This window comes from Streptomyces sp. NBC_01571 (assembly GCF_026339875.1).
Taxonomy (GTDB): Bacteria; Actinomycetota; Actinomycetes; order Streptomycetales; family Streptomycetaceae; genus Streptomyces.
This window is the reverse complement of the sequence record NZ_JAPEPZ010000001.1, coordinates 8,164,133-8,178,366: the sequence shown is the minus strand read 5'-3', so window position 1 is coordinate 8,178,366 and position 14,234 is coordinate 8,164,133. Positions and strand designations below refer to the sequence as shown.

At 73.6% G+C, this 14,234-nt stretch carries 11 protein-coding genes; 2 read left to right on the top strand and 9 right to left on the bottom strand.

Features of this window, described 5'->3' with window-relative positions; all coding sequences use genetic code 11:
• Positions 1-108: 108 nt before the first annotated feature.
• The 6 genes from dnaK to OHB41_RS36810 all read right to left on the bottom strand — a co-directional run bounded on the left by dnaK (position 109) and on the right by OHB41_RS36810 (position 8,241).
• Complete coding sequence (gene dnaK / locus OHB41_RS36835; RefSeq protein WP_266703416.1) at positions 109-1,974, bottom strand: molecular chaperone DnaK; 1,866 nt, start codon at positions 1,972-1,974, stop codon at positions 109-111.
• A gap of 145 nt (positions 1,975-2,119) precedes the next feature.
• The gene (locus tag OHB41_RS36830; RefSeq protein WP_266703414.1) at positions 2,120-2,545 is read right to left on the bottom strand and encodes an OsmC family protein; all 426 of its coding nucleotides are present in this window, start codon (positions 2,543-2,545) and stop codon (positions 2,120-2,122) included.
• A gap of 94 nt (positions 2,546-2,639) precedes the next feature.
• Positions 2,640-4,376: a vWA domain-containing protein gene (locus tag OHB41_RS36825; protein ID WP_526025077.1), complete on the bottom strand. Its 1,737-nt coding sequence runs from the start codon at positions 4,374-4,376 to the stop codon at positions 2,640-2,642.
• Positions 4,377-4,438: 62 nt separating this feature from the next.
• Positions 4,439-5,500, bottom strand: coding sequence for an ATP-binding protein (locus OHB41_RS36820; protein ID WP_266703410.1), 1,062 nt, complete (start codon positions 5,498-5,500; stop codon positions 4,439-4,441).
• A 98-nt stretch (positions 5,501-5,598) separates the two neighbouring features.
• Entirely contained in the window at positions 5,599-7,662 is a 2,064-nt protein-coding gene (locus OHB41_RS36815) for a phage holin family protein (protein ID WP_266703408.1), read from the bottom strand.
• A 144-nt stretch (positions 7,663-7,806) separates the two neighbouring features.
• Positions 7,807-8,241: a hypothetical protein gene (locus OHB41_RS36810; RefSeq protein ID WP_266703406.1), complete on the bottom strand. Its 435-nt coding sequence runs from the start codon at positions 8,239-8,241 to the stop codon at positions 7,807-7,809.
• An 84-nt stretch (positions 8,242-8,325) separates the two neighbouring features.
• Between OHB41_RS36810 and OHB41_RS36805 the strand changes: the two genes are divergently transcribed.
• Positions 8,326-9,099: an MBL fold metallo-hydrolase gene (locus OHB41_RS36805; protein ID WP_266703404.1), complete on the top strand. Its 774-nt coding sequence runs from the start codon at positions 8,326-8,328 to the stop codon at positions 9,097-9,099.
• Between the two features lie 29 nt (positions 9,100-9,128).
• Complete coding sequence (locus tag OHB41_RS36800; RefSeq protein WP_266706416.1) at positions 9,129-9,839, top strand: DedA family protein; 711 nt, start codon at positions 9,129-9,131, stop codon at positions 9,837-9,839.
• 110 nt (positions 9,840-9,949) lie between these two features.
• Here the strand turns inward: OHB41_RS36800 and OHB41_RS36795 are convergent, their stop codons facing one another.
• The 3 genes from OHB41_RS36795 to OHB41_RS36785 form a co-directional block, all read right to left on the bottom strand.
• Positions 9,950-11,083, bottom strand: a complete 1,134-nt coding sequence (locus OHB41_RS36795; protein ID WP_266703402.1) for an MBL fold metallo-hydrolase — start codon at positions 11,081-11,083, stop codon at positions 9,950-9,952.
• Positions 11,080-12,327, bottom strand: coding sequence for an aminotransferase class I/II-fold pyridoxal phosphate-dependent enzyme (locus tag OHB41_RS36790; protein ID WP_266703400.1), 1,248 nt, complete (start codon positions 12,325-12,327; stop codon positions 11,080-11,082). Before OHB41_RS36790 ends, OHB41_RS36795 begins: the two co-directional genes overlap by 4 nt.
• A 144-nt stretch (positions 12,328-12,471) precedes the next feature.
• Complete coding sequence (locus OHB41_RS36785) at positions 12,472-14,112, bottom strand: hypothetical protein (RefSeq protein WP_266703398.1); 1,641 nt, start codon at positions 14,110-14,112, stop codon at positions 12,472-12,474.
• Between the last annotated feature and the right edge of the window lie 122 nt (positions 14,113-14,234).

Below are 14,234 nucleotides of genomic sequence, written 5' to 3'. Positions count from 1 at the left end.
CCGGGTTCGGGTTCGGGCCCGGCGGGCATGTATCGCTGCCCCTGACCGACATGCGTGCCCGCACGCGGAACTCCCCCGCGTCCCGCCATGTGATCCAGCCGACAGGCCTCAGGCCGCGCCGCCCCTCGCCTCCCTGTCGTCGTCCACGATCTCGGCGTCCACCACGCCGTCCTCCTCGGCCGGGGCGTGCTCGTCGGCCGGTTCGTCCCGGGGGGTCTGCGCGGCCTGCGCGTACATCGCCTGGCCCATCCGCTGGCTCACGGAGGCCAGGTTCTCGACGCCGGCCCGCAGGGCGGTCGTGTCGTCGGCCGAGTCCACCAGAAGCCGTTTGAGGTCCGCGATCGCGCTCTCGACCTCCGGCCCGGTGTCGGACGGTATGCGCTCGTCGTTCTCGCGGAGGAACTTCTCGGTCTGGTAGACGAGTTGCTCGGCCTGGTTGCGGGTCTCGGCGGCCTCGCGGCGCTCGCGGTCCTCGTCGGCGTACTGCTCGGCCTCGCGCATCATCCGGTCGATGGCGTCCTTGGGCAGTGCGGAGCCGCCGGTGACCGTCATCTTCTGCTCGCGCCCGGTGGCCAGGTCCTTCGCGGAGACGTGCATGATCCCGTTGGCGTCGATGTCGAAGGCGACCTCGATCTGCGGGACCCCGCGCGGCGAGGGCGGCAGCCCGGTCAGGTCGAAGACACCGAGCTTCTTGTTGTACGCGGCGATGTCCCGCTCACCCTGGTAGACCTGGATGCCGACCGACGGCTGGTTGTCGGCCGCCGTCGTGAAGATCTCCGAACGACGCGTCGGGATCGTGGTGTTGCGCTCGATGAGCCTGGTCATGATGCCGCCCTTGGTCTCGATGCCGAGCGACAGCGGGGTGACGTCGAGCAGCAGGACGTCCTTGACGTCCCCCCGGATGACACCCGCCTGGAGAGCCGCTCCGAGCGCCACCACCTCGTCCGGGTTGACGCCCTTGTGCGGGTCCTTGCCGGTGAGTTCGCGGACCAGGTCCGTCACCGCGGGCATCCGCGTCGAGCCGCCGACCAGGATGACGTGGTCGATCGCGGCGAGTTGCACACCCGCGTCCTTGACCGCCCGGTGGAAGGGCGTCTTGCAGCGGTCCAGCAGATCGGCGGTCAGCTCCTGGAACTGAGCGCGCGTCAGTTTCTCCTCCAGGTGCAGGGGCCCCTCGGCGGACGCGGTGATGTAGGGCAGGTTGACGGTGGTCTCCGAGGAACTGGACAGCTCGATCTTGGCCTTCTCGGCGCCCTCGCGCAGCCGTTGCAGCGCCATCTTGTCGCGGCCCAGATCGATGCCGTGGGAGCCCTTGAAGCGCTGGGCGAGGTGTTCGACGATCCGCTGGTCCCAGTCGTCCCCGCCGAGCCGGGTGTCGCCGTTGGTGGCCTTGACCTCGATGACGCCGTCGCCGATCTCCAGGAGCGACACGTCGAAGGTGCCGCCGCCCAGGTCGAAGACGAGGACGGTCTGTTCCTCGCCCCGGTCGAGCCCGTACGCGAGGGCGGCGGCCGTCGGCTCGTTGATGATCCGCAGGACCCTCAGGCCCGCGATCTCGCCGGCCTCCTTGGTGGCCTGGCGCTGGGCGTCGTCGAAGTAGGCGGGCACGGTGATCACGGCGTCCGTGACGTCCTCGCCGAGATACGCCTCCGCGTCCCGCTTCAGCTTCTGCAGCACGCGCGCCGACAGTTCCTGGGCACGGTAGCGGGTGCCGTCGACGGAGCCGTGCTCCGGGAAGCGCCAGTCCGCGTCGCCCATGTACCGCTTGACCGACCGTGCGGTGCGCTCCACGTTCGTCACGGCCTGCCGCTTGGCGACCTCGCCGACGAGCACCTCGCCGTTCTTGGCGAAGGCCACGACGGAGGGTGTGGTGCGCGCGCCCTCCGCGTTGGTGACGACGGTGGGGTCGCCTCCCTCGAGGACGGCCACCACCGAGTTCGTCGTACCGAGGTCGATCCCGACCGCACGTGCCATGTCCGTCCCCTTCCGCCGGGGTGCTGCCCGGCCTCCAGCACAAAACTTGAGTGCCGTCTTGTCAATGGGGCGTGCTTCTCCGGCGGGTCCGGACACAGCGGTGCCGCGGCCCCCGTGGGACCGCGGCACCGTGGCGTACGGGGTGTCAGGCCAGCTTGGCGGTCAGGGTGATCGTCGTACCCGTCAGGGCCGCGCTGACCGGGCAGTTCTTCTTGGCGTCCTCGGCCGCGGCCACGAAGCCGTCGTTGTCGAGGCCCGGTACCGTGCCCTCGACGGTGAGGTGGATGCCGGTGATGCCCTCACCGGGCTGGAACGTGACGTCGGCGTTGGTGATCAGCTTGGTGGGCGGGGTGCCCGCGCCCGCGAGGGCGTGCGACAGCGCCATGGAGAAGCAGCTGGAGTGGGCCGCGGCGATCAGCTCCTCGGGGCTGGTCCTGCCGTTGGCGTCCTGCGCCCGCGACGCCCACGTCACCGGCTGCTCGCCGATGCCGGAGGAGTCGAAGGTGACGACGCCGCTGCCCTCGAGCAGGTTGCCTTCCCACACGGTGTGCGCGGTGCGCGTGGTTGCCACGATGATTCCCTTCGATGGGGCGATCGGGTCCCGTTTCCCGGGCCCGTGCGCACCATCCGATCACACCCGCACGCCGCTCACCCAGAATGACAGCTCACTGCACGCGGAAGACCGGCCCGCGCGCCGTGAACGGGAGCCGCGCGCCGTCCGGGATCAGATACGCGTGCTCGCGCCGCACCCGCAGCACGTCGCACCAGCCGTCCGTGATGACCAGCACCGGCGCCCCGGGCGGGAAGTCGTCGGCGCGGTGCAGCAGGTCGATGCCGGGCTGCAGCACCGTACCGCCGCGGCCGTGCACCCGCACACGTCCGGCGATCTCGGTGACCGGCAGATAACCCGCGTCGTGCGGCGCGGCGTCGCAGAACACGACGCGCGCGGCGGGTACGTCACGGGCCTCGGCGTACGAGGCGATCGCGCCCAGCGCCTTGCCGAGCAGCGTGCGGTCCATGGAGCCGGAGGTGTCGAGGACGACACCGAAGGTGCAGCGGGCGATCTCCTCGGGCGGGAAGTACCGTCCGGCGCGCGGGATGTCGGGGGTCGAGGCCTGCCGCCGCGCCGGACGCGCGTACGTCCGTACGGGCTCGGGGCGCGGCACGAACTCGTCGAACCAGCGGGCGAGTCGGGCGTCCCAGGGCAGCGGCGGATGGCTGAGAGCACGGATCTCCTCCACCAGACCGCCCGGCAGGAAGCCCCGCTCCTGGTGCTGGTGCAGGTCGAGGCCCCGGGCCAGCCCGCGGCGGTACAGCTCGTCGAGGTCGACGTAGTCGCGCGGCGAGCCGATCGGGCCGCCGAGGATGTCGCCGGCGCCCTTGCCGCGCAGCGTGGACAGGCGGCGCATCCGGCGCAGGTCGCTCGCGATCCGGTCGTAGACCTCCTCCGCCGACAGGTCCGTCAACTGCGCGTCGTACAGCAGCCCGTCGGGCATCGTGCCGACCTGCATGGCGCACAGCCAGCCGTTGACGACGTAGTCGCAGGCGACGTTGAAGAGGTACGGGTCGCGGGTGCCGCACCGGTCGCCGTGGCGCAGGGCGGCGTGCAGCATCTCGTGGGCGAGGACGAACCGCCATTCCTCGTCGTCGAGTTCACGCAGCGGGTTGATGTAGATCTCGCCCGCCTCCGCGTCGACCGCCGCGACGGAGATGTCGTGGGCGCGCGCGAGTTCGGCGTCGGCGACCAGGGTGATGCCCGCCGCGATGCCGCCGAGCAGCGGGTAGGAGGAGATGAACCAGCTCAGCGCCCGCTCCCAGGGCTGCAGCCGGGTGGGTCCGCCGCGCATCGAGGAACGACGGCCGCCTGCCACATCCATCGCCGTGGCCACGGTGCGCGTCAGGGCGTGCGCGAAGGCGAGCTGCCAGTCCGGCGCGGTGCCCCCCTTCCAGGTGTCCCAGGGCACCAGCAGCTGGTCCGGGTCGGAGCCGGCCGTACCGCAGCGGTCGTACGCGGCCGGGATCCCGTCGCGGCGCCAGCGGGCGGCGAGCTGCTCCTCGTCGCCGTCGGGGTACGACGGCGGCAGGTCCTCGGGAGTGCTGCCGACCGGGAAGCCGAGCAGGAAGCGGTTGACCACGGCGCAGCGCGCGGCGAGGTCGTGGCGATCGGGCTGCTCGCGCCGGCCCGTCGCCGCGGGGACGTGGCCGAAGCCGAGGTGGATGACGCCGTGCGCGACCGCCCAGGCCCACTCGGCGGGTTCGGCCCGGCGGGTGGGGTGGACGTGCAGCACGCCGTCGGAGTCGACACGGACGAGGCCCTCGCGGGGCGACGCGGCGCAGTCCTCCTGGCGGCAGGTGCTGAACCCGATGGCGGCGAGCGCGCGGTTGGCCCGGACCATGCGCATGCCCTCCGCGAACGCCTCCCCCGCCAGATCCTTCTTGGGCCGGTCCCGGCCGCGCCCGCGGCTCACCGGCGGGCCTCCACCAGCCGGGGCATGTCCCGGGCCGCCTCGACCAGGAACCACGCGGGCAGTACCGGATTGCCGTCGGTGTCCGGCGAGATCACGCTCTGCGCCACCTCCACCGAGATCTCGGCGAGCTGCACGAGCAGCGACTTGGCACGGAACGCGGTCTGCTGTCCGGCCGCCGAGAGGTGGTCCTTGCTCGCGGGCAGCTCCTTGACCAGACGTCCGCGGAAGGACTCGGCGAGGTAGTAGAGCAGGTCGCGGTCCTCCGGGCGGTGCGGCCAGCGGGCGTCGCCCTTGAGGACGGCCTCGATGCCGAACCGGCTGCGCACGATCTTGACGTAGCCGCTGAAGGCGACCGCGTGCGCGGGCGTCAGCGTGCCGTGCGCGATGACGGCCAGGGTGGCCTCGTCGAGGGCGGGACCGAAGGAGTGCAGCGCGTCGGAGAGCATGTGCCAGGAGCGGGGCGTGGAGAAGGGCTCCTCCGTCTTGGGCGGCTTGGACCACAGGTGGTCGGGGCGGTCGGTGAGGTGGTCCAGGACCCAGGGGTGGATGCCGTTGCCCGCGGCCCAGACCAGCCAGTCCTTCGGCGAGGCCGCCAGGTGCACATGGGCGAGGCGGTTGACGAGCGCGGAGGCGATCGGGCGGGCCAGGGCGTTGTCGGTCGCGCGGTTGCCCGCCCCGATGACGATCGACCCGGCGGGCAGTTCGTAGGTGCCGATGCGGCGGTCCAGGATCAGCGAGTAGAAGGCCTTCTGGACGTCGGGCGTCGCCGCGTTCAGCTCGTCCAGGAACAGGCAGTAGGGCTCGTCGCGGGCGATCGCCTCCGGCGGGCAGAAGACGGACCGTCCGTCACGGATCTGCGGGACACCGATGAGGTCCTCGGGGGCGAGCTGGGTGCCGAGCAGGCTCACGCACTCCAGTCCCAGCGAGTCGGCGAACTCCCGTACCAGGGAGGACTTTCCGATGCCGGGCGCGCCCCAGATGAAGACGGGCCGCACGGTGGCGAGACCGAGCAGCAGCTCCGGGAGGCGGGCGGGGGTGACGGTGACGGCTGCGTGCACGCACGGACTCCTGGGAGGTGTGGGAGCGGAGCGCGCGGCTGCGCGGTGTCCGGAACGACCAGTGTGTGCGCGCGAGTCCGTGCACCGCAGCCCATTTTTCAGGCGGCGCGCTCGCTCTCGGCCGCCGGCAGCGGCACCTGTGGTCCGTCGCACTCGCGCAGCCAGCCGCGCAGGACGCGGTGCACCCGCTCCGCGCCCACCAGGTCGGCGCCGTCGTCGATCGGCTCGGACAGGGCGAGCGGCGACATCAGGAAGGGATGCCCCTGGGCGCCGCCGAGTCCGCCGTGCGAGCCGATCTGCTCCTCGAAGGCGAGCACCTCGCCCTCCTCGGGGTCGTACCAGGAGTTGACCATGATGTCGGCCGTGTGCGGGAACGTGTGGGTGCGCCGTACGGCGTCGGCGGCGCCGGGGCCGAAGTCGGCGAGCGGGCCCGGGTGTTCGTCGTCGAGCGTGTCGACGGGCGCCTCCGCGCCGTGCGCGCCGAGCACCAGCCCGCCGTGCTCCTCGCTGCGCACCAGCAGGAAGCCGACGCCGGGGTGGTTGGCGAGCGTGGACAGCAGCGCGGGGTGGCGGCGGTCGATCTCCTCGCGGCTCATCCGGTGCGGCATGTCCGGGAAGGAGACGAGGCCGAGGTTGCCGGAGGCCAGTACGACCGGCTCGGAGCGGCGCGAGGGGCGGTGGCGCTCGCCGCCCTCCTCGACGGGTCGGCGCAGCGCGGCCCGGACCGCCGCCCGGGCCTCGGCGCCGCTGTGCGTACCCCGCGCCCGGCGCGGCACGGGCAGCCCGCAGCCGGCCCGGACCAGGTTGCCGAGGCTGAGGCCGTAGCGGGTCAGGAAGGTCTCGCCGGGGCTCTGCCCGTGGTCCGACAGCACGACGATCCGGTAGGGCCGGGGGGCGTGTTCGGCGACCTTCTCGATCAGCGCGAGCGAGCGGTCGAGGCGCTGAAGGACCTTCTCCGTGTCCCGGCCGCGCGGCCCGGAGTGGTGCGCCACCTCGTCGTACGCCACCAGGTCCGCGTAGACCGCGTTGCGCCCGGCGAGCATGTCGCCGATCACCGCGGCGACGACGACGTCCCGCTCGACGACGGTCGCGAAGGCGCGGACGAAGGGATACAGCCCGCCGCGCCCGACCCGCGGGCGCCGCTTCTGCAACCGGGCGCGGGTGGACTGGCCCATCTCGCGGAGCACCTCGGCGACGAAGGACAGCGCCGTACGGACGGCGTTGGCGGGGTCGGAGAAGTACGCGAAGTAGCCCGAGCGGGAACGGTTCTCCCGGCCTCTGCGCGCCGCCATGGACAGCACGAGGGCCAGTTCGTCGGCGCCGCCGCTGAAGAGGTTGCCGCGGCTGGCCCCGTCGACGGTGAGCAGTCCCCCGTCGCCGGTGTACCCGATGGCCCGGCGCTGGAGTTCGGCGGCGCTGCTGGGCCGGTTGCAGACCATGACCTCGTGGCTCTCCTTCTCGTACCACCTGAAGGCCGGTATGTCGTGGTTGCTGCCGTGCAGGATGCCGAGCTGGCTGGCGCCGGTCTGGCTCGACCAGTCGGTACGCCAGGGGGTGAGACGGTGGGTGGTGCCGAGCCACCGCGCGAGGGCCGGCATGAGTCCCTTGCCCGCCGCCTCCTCCAGCACGTCGTGGCCCACGCCGTCGAGCTGGACGAAGACGATGCCGGGGGTCGAGGGCCCGAGGTGGCCGTCGGAGCGGCTCCGGCGGCGGGCCGCGAGCCGGTAGAGCCTGCGCCGGTAGGCGTCGTCGTCCCGGACGGCGAGCGCGCCCCCCGCGGCGGAGGCGACCGCGGACATCACGGCGGCGACGACCACGGCGGTCTCCGGCGCGGCCTCACCCTGTCCGGAGGGGTTGATGCGCAGGGCGAGCAGCAGCAGCGACCCGTTGAGGAAGAAGACGAGCAGACCGAGTATCAGCGCGGGCACGAGCAGCAGGGCCCGCACGAGCAGCGGCCACACCAGCGACGACAGCAGACCGAAGACACCCGCGCCCGCCGCCGCCGTGACGGCGATGCGGGTGGCGCTGTCCCCGTTGTCGGACTGCAGCTGGAAGTCGGGCAGCGCGCCGGCCAGCACCAGCATCGTGACCGTGGACACGGCCCACACCGCGATGCTCCGCCAGACCCCGCTGAGGACCCGTCGCCACCGTCCGCCACCCACGCCCTGTCCCACCTCACGTCCCGGGCCCGCCCGGTCCGCGAGGCCTGCTCCCACCCTGTCACAACGGGCGGACACGGCCGGATGTGCCCGTCTCCTCGATCGCGGTCCCGTCGCGAGCGCCGGCCGGCGGCCGTCGTGCGCCGGTCAGCGGCCGTCGTACCCCGCGGTCGGCATCGACAGCCGGCGGTGGACCCGGGCCTTCATCTGGGCGTCGTACGAGGGTTCCGCGCTGCCCACCGTCTCGATCCGGACGCCCCGGCGGGCGCACTCGGCGGTGAACTCGTCGACGGAGGCGAGGGCGCGCTCCAGGACACGGTGGCTCGGTGCGACGAACAGGTCGACGAGGCCCGCCTCGACATCGGTCCACAGGGTGCGATGGTCGGGCCGCAGTCCCCGGACGAGAAGCTCGCGGGTGACGACGTAGCCGCGCTCGGCGGCCCAGCGGGCGCACATCGCGTGCTGGCTGCGGGAGTCGACGAGGAAGGGGTCCGCTTCGAGCTCCTCCAGGGGTGTCAGGCTCGCGATGGCCGTGACGCGCACCGTGCTCGGCACGGCGGAGGCACTGCGCGCGTTTCCCATGGCGTCCCCCTCACCTCCGGGTTTCGCCGCCGACCCTACTCCTGCCCGTAGGCTCGGGGGGAGTCGCGCGAAGGAGGCAAAGAGGTGCCGGTGGAGATCACCTGGTGGGGGCACGCCACCTGCACGCTGGAGGACTCCGGTACACGCGTCCTCACGGATCCGCTCTTCGCGCGCCGGCTCGCGCATCTGCGACGCAGGCGCGGGGCGCCGCCCCCTCCCGAGGCGGCGGCCGCGGAGGTGGCGCTGGTCTCGCATCTGCACGCCGACCATCTGCACGTGCCCTCGCTGCGGCGGCTCGCGCCGGGCACGCTGTTGCTGGTCCCCGAGGGGGCGAGCCGTGCGGTGCCCGCGCTGCGCGGACTGGACCATCTGCGGCTCACCGAAGTGGCGCCCGGGGATCGGATCCAGGTCGGTGACCTGGTGGTACGTACCGTGTCGGCGCGGCACGACGGGCGACGGCTGCCGGTCGGACCGCACCGCTCGCCCGCGCTGGGCTTCGTGGTCGAGGGCGAGGCGCGGACGTATTTCGCCGGGGACACCGGGCTGTTCGACTCGATGGCCGAGGAGGTCGGACCGGTCGATGTGGCGCTGCTGCCGGTCGGCGGCTGGGGCCCCTTCCTCGGGGAGGGGCATCTGGACGCGGGGCGGGCGGCGCAGGCGCTGGCCCGTCTGATGCCACGCAGCGCCGTGCCGGTGCACTACGGCACATACTGGCCGATCGGCATGGACGGTGTGCGCCCCCATGAATTCCATGCGCCGGGTGATGAGTTCGTGCGCCTGGCCGCCGAGTCCGCGCCCGAGGTGGCGGTGCACCGGCTCGACCACGGCCAGAGCGTTCGGCCGGAGGTCGCGCGGTGATGTCGCTGTCCGCCGCGGGCACCACCCCGATGCTGTTCCTGTCCGCGAGGAACAGCGCCGCGACGGTGTTCCTCGCCGCCACGGGCGCGGCCGTCACACCGGAGACCACGCAGCAGGCGATCGGCTATCCGTCGCTGTTCCTGCTGGTGCTGATCGGCGCGCTGGTGCCGGTGGTGCCGACGGGCGCGCTGGTGAGTTCGGCGGCCGTGGTGGCCTTCCACCAGACGACGCCGTTCGCGCTGCTGCTGGTGTTCGCGGTGGCCTCCCTCGCCGCGTTCCTCGGTGACGTGGCGCTGTACTGGCTCGGCCGGCGCGGCATGAAATCCAGGAACGGCTCGCGCTGGCTGGAGGCGATCCGGGTCCGCGCCCCCGAGGACCGTCTCGCCCAGGCCCAGGAGAAGCTGCGCGACCACGGCGCCACCGTCCTCGTGCTGTCCCGGCTGGTCCCGGCGGGCCGCATACCGGTGATGCTGGCCTGCCTGCTGGCGAAGATGCCGCTGCGCGCCTTCGCCCGCGGCGACATACCCGCGTGCCTGGCCTGGGCGGCCACCTACCAGGTCATCGGCATACTCGGCGGATCCCTCTTCGACGAACCCTGGGAGGGAGTGGTGGCGGCGGTCGTCCTGACGGTGGCTCTCAGCCTGGCGCCGGGTTTGTGGCGCCGGGTGCGCGGGACGGAGCCGCGCGAGCGTCCGGGCAAGGGTACGGAGAACCCCGCGGGCGACCCGGGCAACCGCTGACGGCCCGCGCCCGGGCGCCCTCCCGTCGCCCTCGTCCTCGTTCCTAGTCCTGGTCCTCGCCTTTCGTCCTCGTCAGGGCACCGTCACCCCCTGCCCTCACCCGAGCATCGTCACCCGAGCACCCGGGAACCCCCCACCGGCAGATCCCACAGGTCCACCCGCTCGAGTCCCGCCCGCTCCCAGGCCGCCCGCACCCTGGTCAGGGGCTCCAGCACCGGCTCCGCCGAGAGCACGAACGTCCCCCAGTGCATGGGCGCCATCCGGCGGGCGCCGAGGTCTGCGGCGGCCCGGACGGCCTCCTCCGGGTCGCAGTGGACGTCGCTGAGCCACCACCGGGGGTCGTACGCGCCGATGGGCAGCAGGGCGAGGTCGATGCCCGGATACCGCCGGCCGATGTGCTCGAACCAGTGGCCGTACCCGGTGTCCCCCGCGAAGTACACCCGTTGTCCCCCGGGCTCCGTCAGGACCCAACCGCCCCACAGGGTCCGGCAGGTGTCGGTGAGACCGCGCTTGGACCAGTGGTGGGCAGGGACGAAGTCGAAGCGCACGCCGCCGAGTTCGGCCGCCTCCCACCAGTCCAGCTCGGTGACACGGGTGAACCGGCGGCGCCGGAACCAGCGCCCGAGTCCGGCCGGCACGAACACCGGTGTGTGGCGCGGGAGACGGCTCAGGGTCGGGGCGTCCAGATGGTCGTAGTGGTTGTGGCTGATGACGACCGCGTCGACGCGCGGCAACGCGCTCCAGGCCACCCCGACGGGTGTGATCCGGGCCGGGGTGCCGAGGATCCTGCGGGACCAGACCGGGTCGGTGAGGACGGTGAGCCCACCTGTGCGGATCACCCAACTCGCGTGCCCCGCCCAGGAGACGGCGACGGTGCGCGTGCCCACCCGGGGCAGCGGTCCTGGTTCGAAGGGCAAGGAGGGGATGTCGGCGAGCCCCTCGGGCCGGGGCCGCAGCGCGCCCTCCCGGGCGAACCGGGCGAAGGCGCGCAGCCCCGGCAGCGGCGCGGTCAGCCGGTCGACGAACGATCCGGGCCAGACACGCCGCTCGCCGAGCGGTCGGGGCTCGGCGAGCGGGACGGTGGGACGGAGCGGTGGGGCGGGTGGGGTGGCGGGAAGGAGTACTGCCGGGGTTTCGGGGGCGGCGGGCGAGGAACGCGCCGCGGGAGTCGAGGCGGGCGTCGGCTCGTCGGTGTCGGGTGCGCTGGTGTCGGTGCTCGTGGTCGACTGGGACTGCTGCGTCATCGAAGAGGCTCCCATCGCTGAGCGTCGTCGCGGAGATCGTCGAAGGCCGACCCCAAGAGGGTCAACGCACGTTGCACATGTGGCAGTTCCAGCGGCGAGGGTGAACTGAGGCATTGCGCCCGCTCCTCGTCGCTCGCGCCGAACAGCGGTCCGGTCCCGAGCCGCACCCGCAGCGCTCCGAGGTCGTCGCCGAAGCGGTGGCCGCCTGGCGCGGGCATGCCGAGCCGGGCGGTGAGGAAGTCCTCCAGTTCCTGCGCGTCGCCGACGCCGTGCGCGGTGAGCGCGGCGCGCAGCGGGCCGAGGTCCACGTACAGATGTCTGCCGGCCCGTGGCGGCCGTGCGAGGGCACCCGCGCCGGTCACCGCGCGGTGCACGGCGTCGGCCACGCACGCGTGCAGACGTACCGCCGCCGTGAGTCTTTCGGTGACCGCGTCCGGCTCGTCGAGCGCGTACGAGGCCGCGACGGCGACCGGCCGGGCGACGCGGGCGCCGAGCACCGTGAGCACGTCGAGGACGCGGGCGCGCAGCCGGACGCCCTCGTCGGTGAGCGGGAAGCGCGCCACGGCGGCGGGCCAGCCCTGCGGCAGGAAGGCCCCGGAGAGGTCCGCGATGACGGTGACCTCTTCGGGAAGCATCTCGGCGGGGCTGAGCAGCACGGTGTCGTGCGGCCGGTGCAGGGTGTCGCGCCAGGTCTCGTCGCTGACCACGTGCAGTCCCTCGGCCACGGCGGCCTCGACGGTCTCGTGGACCACCTCGGGCGGCGCGACGGTGGCCGTGGGGTCGTCGGCGACGGAGAGGACGAGCAGCCGTGGATCGCCGCCCTCGCCGCGGACCCTGCGGACCGTCTCCAGCAGCGCGTACGGGTCCGGCAGGCCGCCGCACTCCGCGGGCGTCGCCACATGGAACACGGATCGGCCCAGCAGCCGCGCCTGCGGCGCCCACCAGGCGGCGCACGGCCTCGGCACCAGGACGTCACCGCCGAGCGCGCCGGTCAGGGCGAGGAGCAGCGCGGGGGCGCCGGGGGCGGCGGCCATCCGATCGCGTGCGGCGGCCAGGCCGCGCCGGTTCCAGTAGCCGCGGGCGGCGTCGAGGAGGTCGGGGCCGCCTCCGGGGGGCTCCGCCTCGGTGCGGTCCGCGGCGGTGGCGAGGACGGCGCGCAGTTCCGGCAGCACCGGCAGGCCCTGATCGGGGAGCGGCGGGCCGTAGCGGACCGGACCGTGCCCCTCCGGAACCGTCCGCCGCATCCGTGCCTCCGCGCAGTCCGTGATGCCGTGCCCTGTATCCGCCGCCCCTGCCGTACGGTCCGCCGCCCGTGATCCGCTCCGGTGACTCCGTACCCACGCTTCGGTTCCGCCATGGGCGCCCGCCGGGTTGCGCCCGTCACATCGTCAGCGGCCGGCGGAGAGGCGCTCGCGGCACAGTCGGTGTCCGGCCGCGCCCAGGGCGCCCGCGATGAGCAGTGCTCCGGCGATCAGGGCCGGAACGGACTCGGTGAAGGCGCCGCCCTCGCCGGCCTCCACGCCGTGCTGGGCGCCCGTGGGTCGGTCCGCCGTGTCGCCCTCACCGTCGCGACCGGACTCCTGCGTGGTGTCGCGCCCCGCGGCGTTCGGGGAGTCCGGAGCGCTGTCGTGAGGGGTGGCCTGGGAGGTGCCGGGGGCGTTGTCGCGACCCGCGCCACCAGGAACGTCCTGACCGCCTTCAGGGGCGGTACCCGCAGGTGCGTCCTGGCCACCCTCGCGTGCGGTACCCGCAGGTACGTCCTGACCACCCTCACGAGCGGTACCCGCAGGTACGTCCTGGTCATCCCCGGGGGCCGCGTCCTGAGGGACGACCGGGGCGGTGTCGCGTGCCGTGCCCGGAGGGACACCCTGGACACCCGCACCGGCCGCGTTCTCGGGAAGGACCGGGGCGCTGTCGCTTGCGACGCCCGGGGGTACGTCCTGGAGACCCTCGCCGGCAGTGGCGCTCCCAGGAACGACCGGGACGTCGCCCGGAGCCTGCGAGGGAACAGCCGACGCACCCTCACCGGCCGCGTCCCCGCGAACAACCGGAGCACTGTCCCGAGCCGCCCCCGCGGAAACACCCTTCGGCACACCCCCACCGACAGCGGCGCTCCCAGAAGTGCCCGGCACCTCGCCCGGAGCCTGCGAGGGAACAGCCGACACACCCTCACCGGCCGCGTCCCCGCGAACAACCGGAGCACTGTCCCGAGCCGCCCCCGCGGAAACACCCTTCGGCACACCCCCACCAACAGCGGCGCTCCCAGAAGTGCCCGGCACCTCGCGCGGAGATTCCCGAGGAACGGCCGGGACTTCACGCGGGACCTCCGGAGAAGCCACCGGAGCTTCGCGCCGGGCCTCCGGAGAAGCCGCCGAAGCCTTGCTCGGGCCCTCCGGGGCAGCCACTGGGGCCTTGCCCGGGACCTCCGGGGCAGCCACCGGGGCCTTGCCCGGGACCTCCGGAGCAGCCACCGGGGCCTTGCCCGGGACCTCCGAAGAAGCCACCGGGGTCTTAGGCCGGACCTCCCGAGAAGTGCCGAGCGCGGTGTCAGGGGCGTCGTGGGCCACGCTGTACGAGGCCTTCCACGGCCTCGCGCGGCCGCCCGGCCCGACGGGACACATCCCCTCGACGGCCCGCACGACGGCCGGCTCGCCGACCCCGCGTGAGGCGCCGGAACCCGCTGTGTGGCTCGCGGCGCCGGTACTACCGCCGCCGGAACCTCCGCGCGTCGAAGCACCGGACGGCACGCGGACCGTGCCGCGGTAGATGACGGCCTTCGTGTCCGCGCCCCCGCTCACCCGGTGCAACCGGACCTCTCTCCCCTCGAAGCCGTTGGTACGGGCGTCGACGAACTCGGGTGGTGCACCGGCCGTCGCGTCGCAGGAGACGGAGACGGTGACGCGCTCCCCGGGTCTCAGGGAGCGCGGCACGGCCTGGGCGCCCGGATCCGCGGACGCGGCCGAGGCGGCCGCGCCCAGCGCGGTACAGGCCAGGGCGGTGGCGGACAGCACACGGACGGTACGGCGCATCGGGTGGGCTCCTTCGGAAGGGCTCCGTCTGAAGGGGCACGGCCGTCGTGCTCCCCGAGCCCATCACAGCCCGCCCGGCCCCGGGGCGCGCGCGGCCGGGCACCATTCGCGGGACGGGGGCA